This window comes from Sphingomonas phyllosphaerae, from assembly GCF_036946485.1.
Lineage (GTDB): Bacteria > Pseudomonadota > Alphaproteobacteria > Sphingomonadales > Sphingomonadaceae > Sphingomonas > Sphingomonas phyllosphaerae_E.
In genome coordinates this window covers 76,405-96,539 of sequence record NZ_JAQIJA010000005.1, presented here as the reverse complement: position 1 = coordinate 96,539, position 20,135 = coordinate 76,405, and the positions used below count along the sequence as shown (strand labels likewise).

General features: G+C 68.3%; 18 protein-coding genes. 11 read left to right on the top strand and 7 right to left on the bottom strand.

Going from position 1 to position 20,135, the window contains the following annotated elements; genetic code table 11:
• Positions 1–85 precede the first annotated feature (85 nt).
• Positions 86–1,714 carry a long-chain-fatty-acid--CoA ligase gene (locus PGN16_RS09000; RefSeq protein WP_335309074.1) on the bottom strand — a complete coding sequence of 543 codons (1,629 nt, stop codon included), beginning with the start codon at positions 1,712–1,714 and terminating at the stop codon, positions 86–88.
• A gap of 108 nt (positions 1,715–1,822) precedes the next feature.
• Entirely contained in the window at positions 1,823–3,622 is a 1,800-nt protein-coding gene (locus tag PGN16_RS08995) for a peptide MFS transporter (protein ID WP_335309073.1), read from the bottom strand.
• 127 nt (positions 3,623–3,749) lie between these two features.
• Here PGN16_RS08995 and PGN16_RS08990 point away from each other — a divergent pair, with 127 nt between their 5' ends.
• Genes PGN16_RS08990 through PGN16_RS08980 form a run of 3 tightly spaced genes read left to right on the top strand, consistent with a single transcriptional unit; the run spans position 3,750 to position 5,227 of the window.
• The gene (locus PGN16_RS08990; protein WP_335309072.1) at positions 3,750–4,328 is read left to right on the top strand and encodes a nitroreductase family protein; all 579 of its coding nucleotides are present in this window, start codon (positions 3,750–3,752) and stop codon (positions 4,326–4,328) included.
• Between the two features lie 37 nt (positions 4,329–4,365).
• The gene (locus PGN16_RS08985; RefSeq protein ID WP_335309071.1) at positions 4,366–4,722 is read left to right on the top strand and encodes a GntR family transcriptional regulator; all 357 of its coding nucleotides are present in this window, start codon (positions 4,366–4,368) and stop codon (positions 4,720–4,722) included.
• A 16-nt stretch (positions 4,723–4,738) separates the two neighbouring features.
• Entirely contained in the window at positions 4,739–5,227 is a 489-nt protein-coding gene (locus PGN16_RS08980; RefSeq protein ID WP_335309070.1) for a hypothetical protein, read from the top strand.
• 139 nt (positions 5,228–5,366) lie between these two features.
• On the opposite strand, the gene PGN16_RS08975 is transcribed toward PGN16_RS08980, so the two are convergent.
• Positions 5,367–7,037 (bottom strand): acyl-CoA dehydrogenase, encoded by a 1,671-nt coding sequence (locus tag PGN16_RS08975; RefSeq protein ID WP_335309069.1) that lies wholly within the window; start codon positions 7,035–7,037, stop codon positions 5,367–5,369.
• A 37-nt stretch (positions 7,038–7,074) separates the two neighbouring features.
• On the opposite strand from PGN16_RS08975, the gene PGN16_RS08970 reads away from it, so the two are divergent.
• Positions 7,075–8,001, top strand: coding sequence for an L-threonylcarbamoyladenylate synthase (locus PGN16_RS08970; protein ID WP_335309068.1), 927 nt, complete (start codon positions 7,075–7,077; stop codon positions 7,999–8,001).
• 263 nt (positions 8,002–8,264) lie between these two features.
• On the opposite strand, the gene msrA is transcribed toward PGN16_RS08970, so the two are convergent.
• Positions 8,265–8,804: a peptide-methionine (S)-S-oxide reductase MsrA gene (msrA, locus tag PGN16_RS08965; protein WP_335309067.1), complete on the bottom strand. Its 540-nt coding sequence runs from the start codon at positions 8,802–8,804 to the stop codon at positions 8,265–8,267.
• 67 nt (positions 8,805–8,871) lie between these two features.
• Here msrA and galE point away from each other — a divergent pair, with 67 nt between their 5' ends.
• The gene (gene galE / locus PGN16_RS08960; RefSeq protein WP_335309065.1) at positions 8,872–9,873 is read left to right on the top strand and encodes a UDP-glucose 4-epimerase GalE; all 1,002 of its coding nucleotides are present in this window, start codon (positions 8,872–8,874) and stop codon (positions 9,871–9,873) included.
• A 168-nt stretch (positions 9,874–10,041) separates the two neighbouring features.
• On the opposite strand, the gene PGN16_RS08955 is transcribed toward galE, so the two are convergent.
• Entirely contained in the window at positions 10,042–10,782 is a 741-nt protein-coding gene (locus PGN16_RS08955; RefSeq protein WP_335309064.1) for a phosphatase PAP2 family protein, read from the bottom strand.
• Positions 10,740–11,591: an ABC transporter permease gene (locus PGN16_RS08950; RefSeq protein ID WP_335309063.1), complete on the bottom strand. Its 852-nt coding sequence runs from the start codon at positions 11,589–11,591 to the stop codon at positions 10,740–10,742. Before PGN16_RS08950 ends, PGN16_RS08955 begins: the two co-directional genes overlap by 43 nt.
• A gap of 63 nt (positions 11,592–11,654) precedes the next feature.
• Between PGN16_RS08950 and PGN16_RS08945 the strand changes: the two genes are divergently transcribed.
• Positions 11,655–12,401 carry a GcrA family cell cycle regulator gene (locus PGN16_RS08945; protein ID WP_335309062.1) on the top strand — a complete coding sequence of 249 codons (747 nt, stop codon included), beginning with the start codon at positions 11,655–11,657 and terminating at the stop codon, positions 12,399–12,401.
• 366 nt (positions 12,402–12,767) lie between these two features.
• Here the strand turns inward: PGN16_RS08945 and PGN16_RS08940 are convergent, their stop codons facing one another.
• A complete protein-coding gene (locus PGN16_RS08940; RefSeq protein WP_335309061.1) occupies positions 12,768–13,628 on the bottom strand; it encodes an outer membrane protein in 861 nt (286 codons plus the stop codon).
• Between the two features lie 119 nt (positions 13,629–13,747).
• Between PGN16_RS08940 and parE the strand changes: the two genes are divergently transcribed.
• The 5 genes from parE to hslO all read left to right on the top strand — a co-directional run bounded on the left by parE (position 13,748) and on the right by hslO (position 20,030).
• The gene (gene parE, locus PGN16_RS08935) at positions 13,748–15,724 is read left to right on the top strand and encodes a DNA topoisomerase IV subunit B (RefSeq protein ID WP_335309060.1); all 1,977 of its coding nucleotides are present in this window, start codon (positions 13,748–13,750) and stop codon (positions 15,722–15,724) included.
• Positions 15,725–16,064: 340 nt separating this feature from the next.
• Positions 16,065–16,706: a YoaK family protein gene (locus PGN16_RS08930; RefSeq protein ID WP_335309059.1), complete on the top strand. Its 642-nt coding sequence runs from the start codon at positions 16,065–16,067 to the stop codon at positions 16,704–16,706.
• A gap of 91 nt (positions 16,707–16,797) precedes the next feature.
• A complete protein-coding gene (locus tag PGN16_RS08925) occupies positions 16,798–18,000 on the top strand; it encodes an aspartate aminotransferase family protein (RefSeq protein ID WP_335309058.1) in 1,203 nt (400 codons plus the stop codon).
• Positions 18,001–18,050: 50 nt separating this feature from the next.
• Complete coding sequence (argF, locus tag PGN16_RS08920) at positions 18,051–18,968, top strand: ornithine carbamoyltransferase (protein ID WP_335309057.1); 918 nt, start codon at positions 18,051–18,053, stop codon at positions 18,966–18,968.
• A 147-nt stretch (positions 18,969–19,115) separates the two neighbouring features.
• Positions 19,116–20,030, top strand: a complete 915-nt coding sequence (gene hslO / locus PGN16_RS08915; RefSeq protein WP_335309056.1) for an Hsp33 family molecular chaperone HslO — start codon at positions 19,116–19,118, stop codon at positions 20,028–20,030.
• Positions 20,031–20,135 lie beyond the last annotated feature (105 nt).

Genomic DNA, 20,135 nt, shown 5'->3' with positions numbered 1-20,135 from the left:
GAAATGGCGTCTCGAAGGGCGGTGCTTCGAGACGAGGCTTCGACAGGCTCAGCCTCTCCTCAGCACGAACGGCATGTGGACACGTCTATTCCGGCAGGCGATAGTCGGCGAACTGGCGGCGCAGCAGCTTCTTGTCGATCTTGCCGGTCGCGCCGAGCGGGATCGCCTCGACCACCAGCACGTCGTCGGGCATCCACCAGCGCGCGATCTTGCCGTCGAGGTAGGCGAGCACGTCCGCCTTGTCGGGGGTCTGCCCCGGCGCGGGCTGGACCAGCAGGATCGGGCGTTCGTCCCATTTCGGATGCGCGACCCCGATCACCGCCGCGATCGCCACCGCAGGGTGGCCACTGGCGATATTCTCGATCTCGATCGAGCTGATCCACTCGCCGCCCGACTTGACGATGTCCTTGGCGCGGTCGGTGATGTGCATGTAGCCGGACGCGTCGATCGTCGCGACGTCGCCGGTGTCGAAGAAGCCGTCGGCGTCGAGCACGGGCGTGTCGTCGCGGAAATAGCCGCTGGTGATCGTCGCCCCGCGGATCAGCAAGCGTCCGGCGGTCTGGCCGTCGTGCGGGAGCTTCTCTCCGGCGTCGTTGACCAGCCGGAAGTCGAGCCCGACCTGCAAGCGTCCCTGCATCGCCTTGCGCCGCACCTGTTCGTCATAGGGCTGCGCCAGCACTTCGGCAGTGGGCGAGGAGAGGGTGGCGAGCGGCGACGTCTCGGTCATCCCCCAGCCTTGCACCACCTCCACGCCATAATCGTCCTGGAAGGCGCGGATCAGCGCGGGCGGGGGCGCGGCGCCGCCGATCACGACGCGGTGCAGCGTCGAGAACGCACGCCCGGTGCCGCGCAGATAGTGCAGCAACCCCTGCCAGACGGTCGGCACCGCCGCGGAGAAGGTGACGCCCTCCTGCTCGATCAGCTCGTAGAGCGACTCCCCGTCCATCCGCGCGCCGGGCAGCACCAGCTTCGCGCCCGCGGCGGGCGCGGCATAGACGACCCCCCAGGCGTTGGCATGGTACATCGGCACCACCAGCAGCACCGTGTCGCGCTGCGTCAATGCCAGCGCATCGGCCTGCAACGCCATCATCGTGTGGAGGTAATTGGAGCGGTGCGAGTAGAGCACGCCCTTGGGATCGCCGGTGGTGCCCGAGGTATAGCAAAGCCCGCACGCCAGCCGCTCGTCGAACCCGCCCCATGAAGCGTTGCCGGCGTGCGGCGCGATCCAGTCGTCGAACGCGACCGCCGGATAGTCGGTCGCGGGAAGCGCAGCGCGGTCGCACAGGAACACGACCTTCTCGATCGACGGCACATCGCGCACCAGCCGCGCGGCGAGCGCGGCGCAGGCGGGATCGGCGAGCAGCAGCCGGTCGCCGGCATGTGCGGCGATCCACGCGATCTGTTCAGGGAACAGCCGCGGATTGAGCGTGTGGAGCACCGCGCCGATGTTGGTGGTGCCGTACCACGACGCCATGTGGCGCGCGCCGTTCCAGCCGAGCGTCGCCACCCGGTCGCCGCGGGCGATGCCGGCGGCGAGCAAGGCGTCCGACACCTGCCGGGCCATATGGTGGAGGCGGCGATAGTCGGTGCGGGTGATGCCGCCATCCGCCTCGCGCGAGACGATCTCGCGCTCGCCGTGCCAGGTCGCGCCATGATCCAGGAAGCGATCGACGGTGAGCGCGCTGTCCTGCATCAATCCGAACAATTCCGGCATCCGCACTCCTCGTTGATACGCCTACGAAAAAGGCGGCGCCCGGTTGCCGGGTCGCCGCCTTCTTGCTGCCAGATGGCCGCGCGCTTGTCGCGTATCGATTGATGTCGATTACTGGACGCCGTGCATCCACTTCCGGATGACCGGCGACAGCGCGATCAGCAGCAGGCCGATCGCGGTGGCGGCGAGGCCGATCGTCCAGAACACGCCGTTATAGGTGTCGAGGCTGACCTTGAGGTTGGTCACCTGCCCGCCGACCGTCTCGACGCTGGCGACCTGCGCGACGATCCCGGCGACATATTGCGCCACCGACACCGACAGGAACCACACGCCCATCATCAGCCCGACAACACGCGCGATCGACAGCTTGGTGATCATCGACAGCCCGACCGGCGAGATGCACAATTCCGCGACCGAGTGGATCAGGTACAGCCCGGCGAGCCACCAGATCGCGACCTTGAAGTCCGCGCCCGCGAAGCGACCGCCGAAGACGAGGAACAGGAAGCCGAACCCGACCAGCATCAGCGCGATCCCGAACTTGACCGGGATCGACGGCTCGCGCCCCGCCTCCGCCAGCTTGGTCCACATCGCCGCCATGATCGGTGCGAAGACGACGATGAAGAAGGCGTTGAAGAACTGCGTCTGACCCGCCGACAGCGAGAACAAACCGAAGACCGACAGATCGGTGTTGCGATCGGCATAGAGCGTCAGGCTCGATCCGGCCTGTTCGAACAAGGTCCAGAACACGACGTTGAAGACGATCAGCACCATCGCCGCCAGCATCATCTGGAACTCGGCACGCGCGCCGTTAGCGAACGACCAGATCAGGATGCCCGGCACCGCGATCAGGAAGGTGCCGAACAGCAATTTGCCCATCAGCGGCAGCGCAATGATGTAGCCGATCATCCCGGTGCCGGCGACCGGCTCGGGCGCGTTCATCAGGTTGGTGAACAGCAGGTAGAAGATCGGCACACCGATCAACGCGGCGGCATAGATGCCCAGCGCACGGTCGCGCTGGCCGGGCTGCACGGGCGATTCGCCATAGCCGTTGAGCCGCCCGCCATCGAACTGGATCAGCGACCAAGACGCCAGCATCCCGATCGCCGCCAGCCCGAAGCCGGCCCACCAGCCGACCATCGTCGCGAGCAGCGGGCAGAGCAATTGCGACAGCGTCGAGCCGATGTTGATCCCCATGTAGAAGATCGTGAACCCGGTATCACGGCGGCGGTCGCCGACCGGGTACAGCTCGCCGACCATCGTCGAGATGTTCGGTTTGAAGAAGCCGTTGCCGACCGACACCAGACACAGCGCGAGCAGCATCACGGTGACGTAGAACGGGCTGCGCTCGCCATCCGACTGGAACGCGCCCTTGGCGACGGTGCGCTCCGGCTGGCCATCGGTGCCGAGCAACGCGACGGTGCCGTCATCATTGCCCTTGATCGCCAGCCGCTTCGCGCCGTCGAGCACGTAGCGGGTTTCGGTACCCGCGGCGCTCTTCTCGATCGCGACTTCATAGCGCTGGCCATCGATCGTCGCGAACGGCTTGGCAGTATCGCCGCCGAAGCAGAGCGTGAAATAGCCGATCGCCATCAACACCGCGCCGAACTTCACCGCGCGCTTCGAGCCGAGATACTGGTCGGCGAGATAGCCGCCGATCAACGGGGTCAGGTACACCAGCGCGGTATAGCCGCCGTACAGCCCGGTCGCCTGCCGGTCTCCGAACAGGAAATGCTGCGTCAGGTAGAGCGTGAGCAGCGCGCGCATGCCGTAGAAGCCGAACCGCTCCCACATTTCGGTCGTGAACAGGCGGGCGAGCTGACGGGGGTGGCCGAACCACGTCGCTTCCTGGGCCGGATTGACGTGACTGATGTCCGGCTCGTGCGGGCTGTCCGCGGTCGGGGTTTCCACCATGAGGGGCAAGCTCTCCAGAATATGGGTCGTCGCCCGCGGCAAGGAGCGGGCACAAGGTTGCGGCGGAGACTAACGGTTAAGCGGGCGCTGTAAATATCCTGTCACATCGCCTATCCACGGTCGCGCCATGTTCAACGACCTTTCCTCGCCGCTGTCGCTGTTGACCACGCGCCGTTCGGGCAAGCCGCGCGACCTGATCGCGCCCGGCCCGGATCACGCGCAACTGGTTGAGATGATCCGCATCGCCGGGCGCACCCCCGATCACGGGAAGCTCGCGCCGTGGCGGTTCGTGATCGTCGGCGACGACCGCCGCGATGCGCTCGCCGCGTTGCTGGTCGACGCCTATCGCGAAGAGCGTCCCGCAGCGGGACGTGCCGAGATCGAGGCGATGGAGCAATTCGCGCGTCAGGCACCGGCGTTGGTGGTCGCTTTGTCCAGCCCGCGGCCGGACAGCCATATCCCGTTGTGGGAGCAGGAATTGTCGGCGGGGGCGGCGTGCATGAACCTGCTCCACGCCGTCCATGCGCATGGTTTTGCGGGCGGGTGGCTGACCGGCTGGCCGGCGTTTTCGGATCGGGTGCGCGACGCCTTCGGGCAAGCGCCGGAGCGGATCGCGGGATTCATCTTCATCGGCACGCCTGGGCGCGCGCTCGACGAGCGTCCGCGGCCCGACGAGGCGCGGCTGTGGAGCGACTGGCAGGGCTGATCTCGACACCGCTAGACCCATGCTGTATTAAGGCAGCATGGCAGCGCTCAGCAACGACGACTCGCCCGTCTATCTCCGCCTGCGCGGCACGATCGCGGCGGCGATCCTGCGCGGCGAGTTCGGCGCGGGCGACCAGCTTCCCTCGGTCCGGGCGCTCGCCGCCGAACATGGCGCGAACCCGCTGACGGTCGCGAAAGCGTATCAGAGCTTTCAGGACGACGGCTATGTCGAGGTGCGGCGCGGGGTCGGCATGTTCGTGCTGCCCGGTGCGGCGGAGCGGCTGCGAACGGCGGAGCGCGAGGATTTCGTCGCGCAGCAATGGCCGCGCATCCGCGAGCGGATCGCGTTGCTGGGGCTGGATGCCGCCACGCTGCTGGAACGGGCACCGGCGTGACGCTATTGATGCGGTGATGCGTGCCTTTCTTCTTCCGCTGACGCTGGGCGTCGTGCTGGCCGGGTGCCAGCGTGAGCCCGCCGCGCCGACGCCAACCCCCAGTGTGGCCGCGCCGTCACCGACGCCGAGCGCCGCGCCGTCGCCGGTGGCCGATCTTTCCGCCTATGTCGGCAAATATCCGACCGAGCCGAAGGGCGCCGCGCCGAGCTTCCTGCGCCAGCCGCAGGTGCGCGAGGCGGTGGCGGCGGTGGTGCCCGAGAAGGCGGTGCGGGCGCTGGTGCTCGGCAGCGACGTGACCGCGACGCCGATCGCGCTGGTCGAGGGGAAACTGGTCGCGTTCGGGTGCGAGCCGCACAATTGCGGGCCGCATAACTGGGCGGTGGCGATCCGGCCGGACGGGACCGACGCGGCGGTGTGCCTGTACGATCAGGATCGCAAGGTGGCGCGCTGGTATCCTGACAAGGCGGGGCCGGCGCCGGTCAATGGGTGTCCGTCGGGGGAGTGAGCCCGGTAGGCCCGCCCCGAATAAGCGGACTGCCCTCCTCTAAACGTCGCCCCGGACTTGATCCGGGGCCCCGCTTCTTGTCGACACCCACGAAGAAGCGGGGTCCCGGGTCAAGCCCGGGACGACGGTAGCGGACAGGTCAGAACGCCTCGGCCGGTAGCGCATAGAGCACCGACGCGTCGGCATTCGCGGCCGCTTCCAGCCCCAGCGCCTCGGGAACGATCTGGTCGAGGTAGAAGGCCGCAGCCACCTTCTTGACCTGATCCGCGCCCTCGACGCGCGTCTGCCGCTCCATCAGCCAGCCGCACGCCGCGACCGACAGCATCGTCAGGAATGGATAGCTCGCCGCATGGCGGTCGTCGGCATTCGCGCCCTGCAAGCGCCGCCCGACCGCCTCGCAGGCGTCGATCAGCCGCATCAGCGCCGGTGCCTGCGCCTCGGCGCGCAGGTCGGCGATCACGTCGGCGAACGCGCCGCCGTTCGACAGCGCCAGCTTGCGCCCGACCAGATCGGCGGCCTGGATGCCGTTGGTGCCCTCGTAGATCGGAGTGATCCGCGCATCGCGGAAGAATTGCGCCGCGCCGGTTTCCTCGACGTACCCCATGCCGCCATGGATCTGGATGCCGAGGCTCGCGACCTCGTTGCCGATGTCGGTGGCGTGCGCCTTGGCGAGCGGGGTCATGATCTCCAGCCGCTCCTTCGCGCGCGCATCGCCGAGCGTCGCGCGATCGACCTGTCCGCAGGCGTAATAGACGAGCGCGCGCGCCGCCATCGTCTGCGCCCTCATCCGCAGCAGCATCCGGCGGACGTCGGCATGTTCGATGATCGCCGCCGCCTTGCCGTCGCGCGCGCCCTGTACGCGGTCGCGCGCATAGGCGACCGCGGCCTGCGTCGCGGCCTCCGCCGACTGGACGCCCTGCAAGCCGACGTTGAGGCGGGCGTTGTTCATCATCGTGAACATCGCGCGCATCCCGCCGAACTCGGGGCCGATCAGCTCGCCGAGACACTCGTCGTTGTCGCCGAACGACAGCACGCAGGTCGGCGAGGCGTGGAGCCCCATCTTGTGCTCGATCGACACGACGCGCACGTCGTTGGGGGTGCCGTCGAGCCGCACCTTGGGCACGAGGAACAGCGAGATGCCGCGCGTGCCGGCGGGGGCGTCGGGGGTACGCGCGAGCACGAGGTGGACGATGTTCTCCGCCAGATCGTGGTCGCCGAAGCTGATGAAGATCTTGGTGCCCTCGATCGCGAACGTGCCGTCGCCGCGCGGCGTGGCCGTCGTGCGCAGCGCGCCGACGTCGCTGCCCGCCTGCGGCTCGGTCAGGTTCATCGTGCCGGTCCATTCGCCGGTCGCGAGCTTCGGGAGATAAGTCGCCTGCTGCTCGGGCGAGCCGTGATGCGCCAGCGCCTCGATCGCGCCGACCGTCAGCGTCGGGCAGAGCGCGAACGCCATGTTGGCGGTGCCGAGCGTCTCGAGCACCGCGGCCTGCACGACGAACGGCAAGCCCTGTCCGCCCCATTGCTCGTCGACGCCGATCGTGCCCCAGCCGCCCTCGACATAGGCGCGGTAGGCTTCGGGGAAGCCGGCGGGCATCTTCACGCCATCGGGGGTCCATGTCGCGCCGATCGTGTCGCCCGTGCGCAGCAGCGGCGCCCATTCCCCGGCCGCGAACTGCGCCACGCCGTCGAGCACCGCCTCGATCACGTCGGGCGAGGCGGCGGCGAAGCGGTCGGCGGCGGCGATCTCGTCCAGCCGGACGACATGGTCGAGCACGAAGCGCTGATCGGCGGTGGCGGCGGCGAAGGGCATTTCTCTCTCTCCTGTCCAGCCGCTATAGCCGAGCGCGATGCGTGCTCAAGACCCTGTCATTCGACGTTACGGCACGGCGGCCGTCGAGGAAGCCGCCGGCATTATTCGTGCCGGCGGTATCGTCGCGGTGCCCACCGAGACGGTCTACGGACTCGCCGCCGACGCGCGTGATTCGGCTGCGGTGGCGCGCATCTATGCGGCCAAGGGGCGGCCGAGCTTCAACCCGCTGATCGTCCATGTGCCGGATCTGGCGGCGGCGGAGCGGCTCGCGGTGTTCGATGCCGATGCACGCGCGCTGGCGACGCGGTTCTGGCCGGGGCCGCTGACGTTGGTGCTGCCGGTGCGCGCGGAGGCGGGGATCGCGTCGCTGGTGACCGCGGGGCTCGATACGATCGCGATCCGCGTGCCGGCACACCGGGCGATGCAGGCGTTGCTGGCGGCGAGCGGCGCGCCACTGGCCGCGCCGTCGGCCAATGCGAGCAACGCGATCAGCCCGACGCGCGCGGCGCATGTCGCGGCGAGCCTCGGCGGGGCGGTGGCGCTGATCCTCGATGACGGTGCGACCGCGACGGGGGTCGAGTCGACGATCGTCGCCGGGCGGACGATCCTGCGGCCGGGGCCGGTGACGGCCGAGATGCTGGGCGAGGTGCTGCCGGTTGCGGCGGGCACGACCGCGCATGTCAGCGCGCCGGGGCAACTCGCGACGCATTATGCGCCGCGCAAGCCGTTGCGGTTGATGGCGGTGACGCCGGAAGCGGGGGAGTGGCTGATCGGTTTCGGCGCGGTCGCGGGGGATGACACGCTGTCGGCGAGCGGCGATCTCGAGGAAGCGGCGGCGCGGTTGTTCGATGCGCTCCACCGCGCGGATGCCAGCGATCGTGCGGGGATTGCGGTCGCGGCGGTGCCGGAGACGGGGGTGGGGGTAGCGATCAACGATCGGCTCCGGCGCGCGGCGCATCGCTAAGCCCTGCCGCCGAACCATCGTCATCCCCGCGCAGGCGGTGATCCAGACGCGCAGGTCTTGGTAGAAGCCGGCACGGCTGAGGTTCTGGATTCCCGCCTTCGCGGGAATGACGATTGTTTGGTGTTCGAGCCGTCGCTCCTGCGCAGGCAGGAGCCTATGGCTGTTTCGTTCTGTGAGACTTCTGACACAGGAGCGTCGCTTCTGTGTCAGATGGTCCGACGCACGGTAAAGACATAGGCCCCTGCCTGCGCAGGGGCGACGGATCAGGCCGTGACCGCCTTGCTGCGCGCCGCGAAGCTCTTGCGCAGTTTCTGCAGCTTGGGCGGGATCACCGCGAGGCAGTAGGGATTGCGCTGGCCTTCGCCGTCCCAATAATCCTGATGATAGCCCTCGGCGATGTACCAGTCCGAGAACGGCTCGATCGTCGTCACGATCTTGCCCGACGCCGTCTCCTGCGCGCGCGCGATCGCCTGGTTGGCCTGTTCTTCCTGCATCACCGTCTCGGGAAAGATCGCCGAGCGATATTGCGTGCCGACGTCGTTGCCCTGCCGGTTGAGCTGCGTCGGATCATGCGTCGCGAAGAAGATGTCGAGCAGATCGGCATAGCTGACCTGTTCGGGATCGAAGCCGACGCGGATCGCCTCGGCATGGCCGGTGTCGCCGCCGCAGACCTGCTTGTAGGTCGGGTTGGGGACGTGTCCGCCGATATAGCCGCTCTCGACGCTTTCGACGCCGATCACGTCCTTGAACACGGCCTCGGTGCACCAGAAGCAGCCGCCGGCCAGCGTCGCATATTCCGTCATGAAACTCGTCTCCTTTGCGTCCCATGTAGGAAGTCGCTACGCGGCGGCAACGTTTCGGGAGACTGACATGACGGCGTTGAACGGCAAGGTGATGGTGACGGGCGGCGCGGGCTATATCGGCAGCCATGCGGTGCTGGCGCTGCTCGATGCCGGCTATGAGGTCGTGGTGATCGACAATCTCGTCACCGGGTTCGACTGGGCGGTCGACGGGCGCGCGGCGTTCGTGCAGATCGCGGTCGAGGATCCGGGTGTCCGCGACGTGATCCGTGAGCATAACGTCAAGGCGATCATGCACTTCGCCGGATCGGTGGTGGTGCCCGAATCGGTCAGCGATCCGCTGAAGTATTATCGCAACAACACCGCCGCGACGCGCACGCTGATCGAGAGCGCGGTCGCCGAGGGCGTGCCGCACTTCATCTTCTCCTCGACCGCCGCGACCTATGGCACCCCCGAGCGCGTGCCGATTTCGGAGAACGATCCGAAGGCGCCGATCAACCCGTACGGCATGTCGAAGCTGATGACCGAGTTCATGCTGCGCGACGTGTCGGCGGCGCATCCGATCAACCATTGCTGCCTGCGCTATTTCAACGTTGCGGGTGCGGACCCCGAGGGGCGCAGCGGCCAATCGACGATCGGCGCGACGCATCTCATCAAGATCGCGGTCGAGGCCGCGACCGGCAAGCGCGACAGCGTCGGGGTGTTCGGCACCGATTTCGAGACCCGCGACGGCACCGGCGTGCGCGACTACATCCACGTCAGCGATCTGGCCGAGGCGCATGTCGCCGCGCTCAAGCTGCTGATCGACCAGCCGGGCGAGAGCCATGTGCTCAATTGCGGTTACGGGCGCGGGTTCTCGGTGCTCGAGGTGCTGGATGCGGTCGACCGCGTCACCAACCGGACGATCGAGCGCAAGCTGCAGGGACGCCGGCCGGGCGATCCGGGCGAGCTGGTCGCGGACAATAGCGCGATCCTCAAGACGATCGACTGGACGCCGAAGCGCGACGATCTGGAAGGCATCGTCCGCGACGCGCTGGCGTGGGAGCGCAAGCTCGCCGAGCGGCAGGGGTAAGGCGTAGCGGCTTACCTCATCTTTTTACCGTCACCCCGGCGAAGGCCGGGGTCCAGTTACGGAACGTCGATTAGGACTGTTGCGCGCCGCAACGGCGACCTTCCCGACTGGACCCCGGCCTTCGCCGGGGTGACGAGAATGGGGTACAGGGTGACCGAAAGAGGCGTGCTATCGCCCTGCGCTCATCCGCCCGCGCACGGTCGCGGCGATCCACCACCACAAGGCCGCCCAGCCGGTGCCCGCGCACCAGCCGGCGAGCACGTCGGACGGCCAGTGGACGCCGAGATACACCCGGCTCGCGCCGATCGCGCCGACAAGGATGACCGCGAGCGCCAGCACGTAGCGGCGCACGACGCGGCGCGGCGTCACCTGCGCGACGAGCCCGGCGAGCGTCAGATAGATGATCGCGCTGTTGGTGGCATGGCCGCTCGGGAAGCTGAGCCCGGTCACCTGCACCAGATGGTCGACCAGCTCCGGGCGCGGACGGCCGACCCAATATTTGGCCTCTCCGGCGAGCGCTCCGCCGACCATGGTCGCGACCAGCACCATCGCGGCGGTCAGCCAGAGCCGCTGCACCAGCAGCAGCCCGGCGACCGCGAGAACGACGCAGGTCAGGATCGTCCCGCTGCCCAGCGCGGTGATGTTCACCATCACCTCGTGCAGCCAGGCGGGGCCGAGCGGTTGGGCGGTGTCGCCCGGGGTGCGCAGCGCAAGGATGATCGCGCGGTCCCACGCCAGCGGCGCGCCGTCGCGGATCTCGAAGGCGAGCAGCGCGGCGGCGATCAGCCCGGCGAGCGCGAGCGCGATCCACGCCAGCCGCGGAGCGGGGGGCGTCGACGGTGGCTCGGCCGAGGACAGCGCGTCGGTCAGCTCTTGAGCTTCCAGCCACGGCGCAGCAGCGTGTAGCACAGCAGCCCGAGCGCCACGTCGATCGCGAGGATCACGACGCTGCCGGTCGCTACGGCCGAATCGGCGGTGCCCAGAAAGCCGTAGCGAAAGCCCGAGATGACGTAGAAGAACGGGTTCACATGGCTGAACGCGCGGAACGCGGGCGCGAGGTGATCGACCGAATAGAAGGTGCCGCTGAGCAGGGTCAGCGGCGCGATCACGAAATTGGTGACCGCGGCGGCATGGTCGAACTTCTCCGCCCAGATCGAGGTCAGCACACCGGCGAGGCTGAGGAAGACCGCGCCGAGCAGCCCGAACCACAGCACCGCCCATGGATGCTGCGGCGTGACGTGGACGCCGGGCCACAGCGCCATCGCCAGCCACACCGTCGCGCCGACGCAGAAGGCGCGCGTCACCGCGCCGCCGGTCAGCGCGGCGAGCAGTTCGGCGGTCGACAACGGCGGCTGGAGATAGTCGACGATCGTGCCCTGGATCTTGCCGACGAGCAGCGAGAAGCTGGCATTGGCGAAGGCGTTGTTGAGCATCCCCATCACGATCAACCCGGGCGCGATGAAGTCCGAGAACGCCACGTCGGTGCCGCCGACGCGCACCGGGCTGCGCGCACCATTGGCGACGGTAAAGATCACCAGGAACATCAGCGTCGTGATCGCCGGCGCCCAGATCGTCTGGAGCTGCACCTTGAAGAAACGGCGCACCTCCTTCACATAGAGGGTCTTCAGGCCGCCCCAGTTGACGTTCCGGATGACCGGGACGCCGGGGGCGTTTCTGACGCCTGATGGAATTTGTCCGATAGGGGGCTGGCTGCTCATCGCAAAGGCGGGTACCCGCTGCCGCCGTCGCCCGCAACCGGAACGCGAACGAGGAAGACGATCATGTCCTGGACCGAGGAGCGCATCGATACGCTCAAGACGATGTGGGAGGGCGGCCAGACCGCCAGCCAGATCGCCGAAGCACTGGGCGGCGTCAGCCGCAATGCGGTGATCGGCAAGGCGCATCGACTCGGCCTGCAATCGCGCCCGTCGCCGGTGGTCAGCAAGGAAGAGGCGCGCGTCGCCGCCGAAAAGGCCAGCGCTGCCGCCGCGCCGGCACCGGCCGCCGCTGCTTCGCCGCCGCCGCCGGCTCCCGAGCCGAAGCCGGAGCCGCGCCCCAAGCCGGTCGCCGCCGCGCCGGTCGCGCCGCCGCCGCCTGCTCCGGTGGTCGAGGCTGACGACGAGGAGGAGGACGATGCGCCTTTCGCCGCCGAGGATGCGGCACCGGCCGCGCCGGCGCCCGAACGGCCGCCGCAGCCGATCCTGCGGTCGGTCGGGCCGGGCGGGTTCGTCCGTCAGGCACCCGGCGAGCAGCAGCCGCCGATCGCTCCCGCGCCGCCGCGCCGGCTGGTGCCCGCGCGCACTGCGCCGGAATATGCCGACAAGACGTCGCTGCTCGATCTGAACGACAAGATTTGCAAGTGGCCGCTGGGGCATCCGGGCGAACCGGACTTCCATTTCTGCGGCGAGAAGGTGAACCCGGGGTTCCCGTATTGCGTGACGCATTGCGGTCATGCGTATCAGGCGCAGTTGCCGCGGCGTGACCGGCGGGCGCCGCCGCTGCCGTTCGGTGGTCCACGGATGCGGTGACGGCCGATCGCGCAAGCTCCAGCGAAAGCTGGAGCACGCAATCGGCGATCGGCCCGGCCGGCGTGGCTACAGCCGCGCCCGACGACGCGGGCTTTGCCCGCGGTGGGGCCTTGTTGAAGTACATCTGACGGGCGCGTACCCCGGCGAAGGCCGGGGCCCAGTTGGGAGACGCTCGTAACTCGCGTTGCGCGTAGTTGCTGCGGCCTTCCCGACTGGGCCCCGGCCTTCGCGGGGTACGCGCGTGTGTGTAGGCCTTCCTACCAGCCCCGCCGCGGCGAAGCCGCGTCGTCAGACGGGGCGTTGCCCCGCTGGCCGGGCTTGGGTGAGTCCCCGGACCAGCTGTGCTGGCCGGGGCCACCCTTCGCCTTAAAACCGGAACGCCGCGGTCGCGCGCAGGCTGTGCCAGTTGAACTTGTCGTCCGAGCGCCGGAAGTCCGTCCCGCTGACCGTTCCGCCGTTGTTGGCGTTGGTGAACGGCGTGCCGGCCAAGCCGGCGGCGCGGACGCGGAAATCGTTGTCCTGATACTGGTGGTAGACATATTCCATGCCGACCGAGAAATGGTCGCCGATGCGCTGCTCGATGCCGCCCCCGCCCTGAAAGCCGAACTGGTTGCGCTTGCCGCGCTGCTCGAAGCTGTTGGTGCTCTGGCTCGACGAGAAATCGCGGTCGATCCGCGCCAGCGACGGGCCGAACGTGCCGTAGAACAGCGTCGAGTCGTTGGGGGTGAAGCCGGCGCGGGCGCGCACCGCGGCCTCCCAGCCGATCTCGCGCGTCATCACGTAATTGGCCGGCGTCGAGGAAAAGCCCGTGACGCTGTCGTTGATGTGGGTCTTTCCGAACTCGCCGACTACACCGTAGACGATCGGGCCCGACTGGTGATCGAAGCCGACGCGGGCGTTGTACGCCCAGCCGTCCTTGTCCTTGCGGCAACCGGGGCCGCCGTTCTGCGGACCGGTCGCGGCCTGCGCACGGCCGCCGCAGAAGCCCGGGCCGAACGCGTTCGCACCGGTGCCGGTCAGCACGGTGTCGCCGAACCGTCCGTCGAGGTTGCGGTCGAACAGGATCGTCGACCCGCCGTCATTGGGCTGGACGTCATAACCGCCCGACGCGCCGACATAGATACCCGAGAAACCGCTGGTCACCGCCGGGTCGCCATTCGTGCTGTCCTGCGCGAGGGCGGGCACCGAAACCAGCGCGGCGACCGCCGCGAGAAGATACGCCTTCATTCACCAACTCCCTGACAATACGGGTCGGCAACGGGACGCTCCCGATATAGGTTGCGTGACGAACGGTTGCTGGTCGGCGCGCGGTGGCGCAGGCGGCGTCTGTTCCGTATATACCCCCTATGTCCGATCTCTTCGCGTCCGCCACCGCTGCCCCCGCTAGTTACGATGCGTCGTCGATCGAGGTGCTGGAGGGGCTGGAACCGGTCCGCCGCCGGCCGGGCATGTATGTCGGCGGCACCGACGAACGCGCGCTGCACCATCTCGCCGCCGAGGTGCTCGACAATGCGATGGACGAGGCGGTCGCGGGTCATGCGACGCGGATCGAGATCACGCTGGAGCCGGGCAACCGACTGACGATCCACGACAACGGCCGCGGCATTCCGGTCGACCCGCACCCGAAGTTTCCGGACAAGTCGGCGCTGGAGGTGATCCTGTCGACGCTCCACTCGGGCGGCAAGTTCGCGGGGAAAGCCTATGCGACCTCGGGCGGGTTGCACGGCGTCGGCGTGTCGGTGGTCAACGCGCTGTCGAGCGAGACGGTGGTCGAGGTCGCGCGCGACCGGCAGCTGTATCGCCAGCGCTTCTCGCGCGGGCAGACGCTGGGGCCGCTCGAGACGGTCGGCGCGGCGCCCAACCGACGCGGGACGACGGTCGGCTTCGTCCCGGATACCGAGATCTTCGGGCCGGAACTGCACTTCAAGCCGGCGCGGCTCTACAAGCTGGCGCGGTCGAAGGCGTATCTGTTCGCCGGGGTCGAGATTCGCTGGAAATGCGCCGCATCGCTCATCACCGACGACACGCCGGCCGAGGCGGTGTTCCAGTTTCCCGGTGGGCTGTCCGATCACCTCAAGGAACAGATCGCGGGCCGTGAATGCGCGACCGCCGACTTCTTCGCGGGGCAGCAGGATTTCGCCGACAGCCAGGGCAAGGTCGAATGGGCGGTGGCGTGGCCGCTATGGAGCGAGGGCAGCTACAGCTGGTATTGCAACACGATCCCGACCCCCGATGGCGGCACGCACGAACAGGGGCTGCGGCAGGCGCTGGTGCGCGGGCTGCGCCAGTTCGGCGATCTGGTCGGCAACAAGCGCGCCAAGGAGCTGACCGCCGACGACGTGATGGTCGGCAGCGAGCTGATGCTGTCGGTGTTCATCCGCGACCCGCAATTCCAGTCGCAGACCAAGGACCGGCTGACCTCGCCCGAGGCCGCCGGGCTGGTCGAGAAGGCGATGCGCGACCATTTCGACCATTGGCTCGGCCACAATATGGACCGCGGCAAGGCGCTGCTCGGCTATGTGCTGGAGCGCATGGACGAGCGGCTGCGGCGCAAGGCGGAGCGCGACGTCAAGCGCAAGACCGCGACCTCGGCGCGCAAGCTGCGGCTGCCCGGCAAGCTGACCGATTGCGCCGCCGATGCCTCGGACGGCACCGAATTGTTCATCGTCGAGGGCGATTCGGCGGGCGGCTCGGCGAAACAGGCGCGCGATCGCAAGACGCAGGCGATCCTGCCGATCCGCGGCAAGATTCTCAACGTCGCCTCGGCGACCAGCGCCAAGATCCTCGCCAATCAGGAGATCGCCGATCTGATCCAGGCGCTGGGCTGCGGCACGCGCAAGGATTGCCGCCCCGAGCAGCTGCGCTACGAACGCGTCGTCATCATGACCGACGCCGATGTCGACGGCGCGCATATCGCGACGCTGCTGATGACGTTCTTCTTTCAGGAGATGCCCGATCTGGTGCGGCAGGGGCATCTCTATCTGGCGCAACCGCCGCTCTATCGCCTGACCGCGGGGACCAAGAGCCTGTATGCGCGCGACGACGCGCACCGCGCCGAGCTGGAGCGCACCGCGTTCAAGGGCAAGAAGGTCGAGGTCGCACGCTTCAAGGGGCTGGGCGAGATGAACCCGCAGCAGCTTCGTGAGACGACGATGGACCCGGCGAAGCGCAGCATGATCCGTATCACGCTGCCGCACGAATATGAGGAACGCGCGGGGGTGAAGGATCTGGTCGACCGGCTGATGGGGACCAATCCCGCGCATCGCTTCGCGTTCATTCAGGAGAATGCCGCGCGGCTGGATGAGGAGGCGATCGACGCGTGAGGGGGTTATGTTGCGGAGGGCGATCGAACTCCGGTCTTTCGTCATCCCGGACTTGATCCGGGATCCCGCTTCTTCCTTCCTTTGTCCGGCAAGAAGAAGCGGGGCCCCGGATCAAGTCCGGGGCGACGAAGGAGGGGTGGCTGCGTGAGTTCAAGGGCTTGCATGCGATGATCTTCGCAAATTCGTCTGTTTCCAGCGGCGGCGATTCCCGCACTTTCGTCATTGCGAGCGCAGCGAAGCAATCCAGGGTCGGACCAGGACGCACTGGATTGCTTCGCTGCGCTCGCAATGACGTCAAGGTGTCGAACATGGTTGGCGATCGTCTGACGAAGTGGCCGTCATGCCGATAACGGAACGACCGCGCGCCGACTGGCCGCTCGCGATTGCGCTGGCGGTGCTGGCGGGGTTCGTCGATGCCGTGGGGTTCCTGCGGATCGGCGGGTTGTTCGTGTCGTTCATGAGCGGCAATTCGACCTTGCTCGGGATCGATCTGGTCCAGCGCGACGGGGCGACGATCACGGTCGTGGCGCTGATCCTCGGCTTCCTGTCCGGGGTGATGACCGCGTCGATCCTCGGCGAGCGGCTGGGGCGCTGGTCCCCGATGGCGATGATCCTGTTCAGCACCGCCTTGCTTGCCTGGTCGGCGTTGCTGATGGTCGACGGGCCGGGCGCGGTGTTGCTCGCGGCGGCGATGGGCGCGCTCAACGTCGTGTTCCAGCGCGGCGGTGGGGTGAGCATCCCGATCACCTATGTCACGGGGACGTTGGTGCGGCTCGGCCAGTCGCTGGCCGGCGCGCTGCTCGGTACCGCCTCGGCGACCGGGTGGGTGCCGTATCTGCTGCTTTGGGGCGGGCTGGTGCTCGGCGCCTTGGGCGGGACCTACGCCTATCACGCGCTGGGTACCGATGCCTTGTGGGGCGCGGCGTGCTTCGCCTTCGCGCTGGCGATCGCGGCGGCGGCCAGGGGGCTGGCGCAACGCTGACGCGGTGTTGTTTGCGCGAATATTTGCCTCTACAAGCGCCACGAGGGCGGTCCATGTCGGGCCGCCCGCTTTCGTTCGAGGAGAAGGCCCCGTGTCGCCTGACGCATCCATCCCGCCGCTGATGCCCGTCTACCCGCGGTGCGGCGTGCGACCGGTGCGCGGTGAGGGCGTGTACCTCTTTGGCGAGGACGGCAGCCGGTATCTCGACTTCGCGAGCGGGATTGCGGTCAACGCGCTTGGCCACGGCCATCCGGCGCTGACCAAGGCGATTGCGGAACAGGCCGCGACGCTGATGCACGTCAGCAACCTGTACGGCAGCCCGCAGGGCGAGCATTTCGCGCAGCGGTTGGTCGACAACACCTTTGCCGACACGGTGTTCTTCACCAACTCGGGCGCGGAGGCGGTCGAGTGCGCGATCAAGACCGCGCGCCGCTACCATTTCGCCAACGGCAACCCCGAGCGGCACGATCTCATCACCTTCGACACCGCCTTTCACGGGCGGACGCTGGGGACGATTTCCGCCACCAACCAGCCGAAGATGCGCGACGGGTTCGAGCCGCTGTTGCCGGGCTTCAAATATGCGCAGTTCAACGATCTGGAGGGCGCGCTCGCGCTGATCGACGGCAACACCGCCGGCTTCCTGGTCGAGCCGATTCAGGGCGAGGGCGGTATCCGCCCGGCGACGAAGGACTTCCTGCAGGGCTTGCGCAAGGCGTGCGACGAGCACGGCCTGCTGCTGGTGCTCGACGAGGTGCAGGCGGGCTATGGCCGAACCGGCAAGTTCTTCGCGCACGAGCTGTACGGGATCACCCCCGACATCATGGCGGCGGCCAAGGGCATCGGCGGCGGCTTCCCGCTCGGCGCGTGCCTCGCCACCGCCGAGGCGGCAAAGGGCATGGTGTTCGGTACGCACGGCTCCACCTATGGCGGCAATCCGCTGGCGATGGCGGCGGGCGAGGCGGTGCTGGACGTGATCCTCGCCGACGGCTTCCTCGACCAGGTCGCGCAGATGGGCGAGCGGTTGCGGTCGTCGCTGGAGCAGCTGATCCCCAACCATGACGGGCTGTTCGACTCGGTGCGCGGGCACGGGCTGATGCAGGGGCTGAAGCTGAAGAGCGACAGCCGCCGCTTCGTCGCGCATTGCCGCGATCACCACGGGCTGTTGCTGGTCGCGGCGGGCGAGAACGTCGTCCGCATCCTGCCGCCGCTGGTGATCGACGAGAGTCACATCGCCGAGTGCGTGGAGAAGCTGAGCGAAGCGGCGCGGGTCTACGTGCCGGTCGCCGACGATTGATGGCCTGATCTCCGCCCCCTCGACGCGGGGGCCGGAGCGGGGGAGAGACGATGCGCCATTTCCTGAACCTGACCGATGCCGGGCCGGACGCGATTGCCGCGATGCTCGACGATGCCCTGACGCGCAAGCAGGCGCGCCGCGGCTGGACCAAGGGGCGCGTCGATGCCGACGCGCCGCTCGCCGGCCATGTGCTGGCGATGATCTTCGAGAAGAATTCGACGCGCACGCGCGTGTCGTTCGACATGGCGGTGCGCCAGCTCGGCGGCCAGTCGATCGTCATGGAGGCCGGGCAGATGCAACTCGGTCGCGGCGAGACGGTCGCCGACACCGCGCGCGTGCTGTCGAACTATGTCGACGCGATCATGATCCGCACCGACGATCACGCCAAGATCGAGGAAATGGCGCATTACGCCACCGTCCCGGTCATCAACGGGCTGACCGACGAATCGCACCCGTGCCAGATCATGGCCGATCTGCTGACGATCATCGAAAGCGGCAAGGCGCTGCCCGGGCTGAAGGTCGCATGGCTGGGCGACGGCAACAACGTGCTCGCTTCGATCGTCGAGGCGGCGGGGCTGATGCATTTCGACGTTGTCGCGGCGTGTCCGCAAGGGTTCCAGCCGGAGGAAGCGTCGGTCGCGCGCGGCAACGGCCGGGCGCGCATCGTCGCCGACCCGCGCGAGGCGGTGGCGGGCGCGGACGTGGTCGTCACCGATACGTGGATCTCGATGGGGCAGGCACATGCCGAGACCAAGCTGGCGGCGATGATGCCCTATCAGGTCGATGCCGCGCTGATGGCCACCGCGAAGCCCGACGCGAAGTTCCTCCACTGCCTGCCCGCGCACCGCGGCGAGGAAGTGACCCCGGAGGTGATCGACGGGCCGCAGTCGCTGATCTGGGCGGAGGCGGAGAACCGGCTCCATGCGCAAAAATCGGTGCTGCGCTGGTGCCTCGGGCAGATCGGTTGATCGCGGGCGGGGGTGCCACCATCTAGGCGTTTCACCGGAACATCCTTCGTCACCCCGGTCTTGAACCGGGGTCCCGCTTTTCCTGCGCCACGAGGTAGCGGGACCCCGGGTCAAGCCCGGGGTGACGGTTCGGTGGCGAAAGACACGATGACCGATCAGACCACGACCCCCGATCTCGACCGCGCGCTCGGCTTCACCATCCCCGACCGCCATGCGCGCGGGCGCGCGGTGCGGCTCGGGCCGACGCTCGACGCGATCCTGTCCGCGCACGCCTATCCGCCCGCGATCGAGAAGCTGCTCGCCGAGGCGCTGACGCTGACCGCGCTGATCGGCGCGACGCTCAAGGACCCGGCCGGGCAGCTGACGATGCAGACGCAGACCGAGGACGGGATCGTCAAGCTGCTGGTCTGCGACTGGCGCGGTGGCGAGGTGCGCGGCTACGTCCAGTACGACGCCGAGAAGCTGGCGGCGGCGCCGGCCGACCCGACGCTGTTCGCGCTGTTCGGGCCGGGCTATCTCGCGATCACCTTCGATCTGGCGAGCACCGGCGAGCGTTATCAGGGGATCGTGCCGCTCGACGGCGCGACGCTCGCCGAGGCGGCGCAGAGCTATTTCTACCAGTCCGAGCAGATCCCGACGCTCGTGCGGGTCGGGATGCACAAGGACGCGGCGGGCAAGTGCGTCGCGGGCGGCCTGCTGCTCCAGCATCTGCCCGAGGGCGAGGAAGGGCGCGAGCGGCTCCACACCAAGCTCGACCACCCCGAATGGGAGCATGTCGAGGCGCTGGGGCGGACGATCGCGGTTGACGAGCTGGCCGACGCGCAACTGCCGCTGGAGACGCTGCTATGGCGGCTGTTCAACGAGGAGAGCGAGGTGCGCGTCCTCGACGGGCAGCCGGTCTCGCGCGGCTGTCGCTGCACGGTCGAGCATATCCGTTCGGTGCTGGAGCGTTTCCCGCTCGAACAGCGGCTGGAGATGGCGGACGAGCGCGGGCTGATCGCGGTCGATTGCGCCTTTTGCTCGACGGTCTTCCCGCTGCGCGCGGAGGATCTGGCGGCGTAATCCGTCGCGCCGGACCGTTCGACAAGCTCAGGAGAGAGCCTTGATCCGGGATCCCGCTGCTTCGGCTGGTTCGAAGAAGAAGCGGGGCCCCTGATCAGGTCCGGG

Bases quoted from the DNA above. Each gene is read 5' to 3' on its own strand.
- PGN16_RS08995 (WP_335309073.1), bottom strand. From the start codon at position 3,622: ATGGTGGAAACCCCGACCGCGGACAGCCCGCACGAGCCGGACATCAGT.
- hslO (WP_335309056.1), top strand. From the start codon at position 19,116: ATGACCGATCAGACCACGACCCCCGATCTCGACCGCGCGCTCGGCTTC.
- PGN16_RS08930 (WP_335309059.1), top strand. From the start codon at position 16,065: ATGCCGATAACGGAACGACCGCGCGCCGACTGGCCGCTCGCGATTGCG.
- PGN16_RS08950 (WP_335309063.1), bottom strand. From the start codon at position 11,591: ATGAGCAGCCAGCCCCCTATCGGACAAATTCCATCAGGCGTCAGAAAC.
- PGN16_RS08980 (WP_335309070.1), top strand. From the start codon at position 4,739: ATGCGTGCCTTTCTTCTTCCGCTGACGCTGGGCGTCGTGCTGGCCGGG.
- PGN16_RS08940 (WP_335309061.1), bottom strand. From the start codon at position 13,628: ATGAAGGCGTATCTTCTCGCGGCGGTCGCCGCGCTGGTTTCGGTGCCC.
- parE (WP_335309060.1), top strand. From the start codon at position 13,748: ATGTCCGATCTCTTCGCGTCCGCCACCGCTGCCCCCGCTAGTTACGAT.
- PGN16_RS08990 (WP_335309072.1), top strand. From the start codon at position 3,750: ATGTTCAACGACCTTTCCTCGCCGCTGTCGCTGTTGACCACGCGCCGT.
- PGN16_RS08970 (WP_335309068.1), top strand. From the start codon at position 7,075: ATGCGTGCTCAAGACCCTGTCATTCGACGTTACGGCACGGCGGCCGTC.
- argF (WP_335309057.1), top strand. From the start codon at position 18,051: ATGCGCCATTTCCTGAACCTGACCGATGCCGGGCCGGACGCGATTGCC.
- galE (WP_335309065.1), top strand. From the start codon at position 8,872: ATGACGGCGTTGAACGGCAAGGTGATGGTGACGGGCGGCGCGGGCTAT.
- msrA (WP_335309067.1), bottom strand. From the start codon at position 8,804: ATGACGGAATATGCGACGCTGGCCGGCGGCTGCTTCTGGTGCACCGAG.
- PGN16_RS08975 (WP_335309069.1), bottom strand. From the start codon at position 7,037: ATGCCCTTCGCCGCCGCCACCGCCGATCAGCGCTTCGTGCTCGACCAT.
- PGN16_RS08945 (WP_335309062.1), top strand. From the start codon at position 11,655: ATGTCCTGGACCGAGGAGCGCATCGATACGCTCAAGACGATGTGGGAG.
- PGN16_RS08985 (WP_335309071.1), top strand. From the start codon at position 4,366: ATGGCAGCGCTCAGCAACGACGACTCGCCCGTCTATCTCCGCCTGCGC.
- PGN16_RS09000 (WP_335309074.1), bottom strand. From the start codon at position 1,714: ATGCCGGAATTGTTCGGATTGATGCAGGACAGCGCGCTCACCGTCGAT.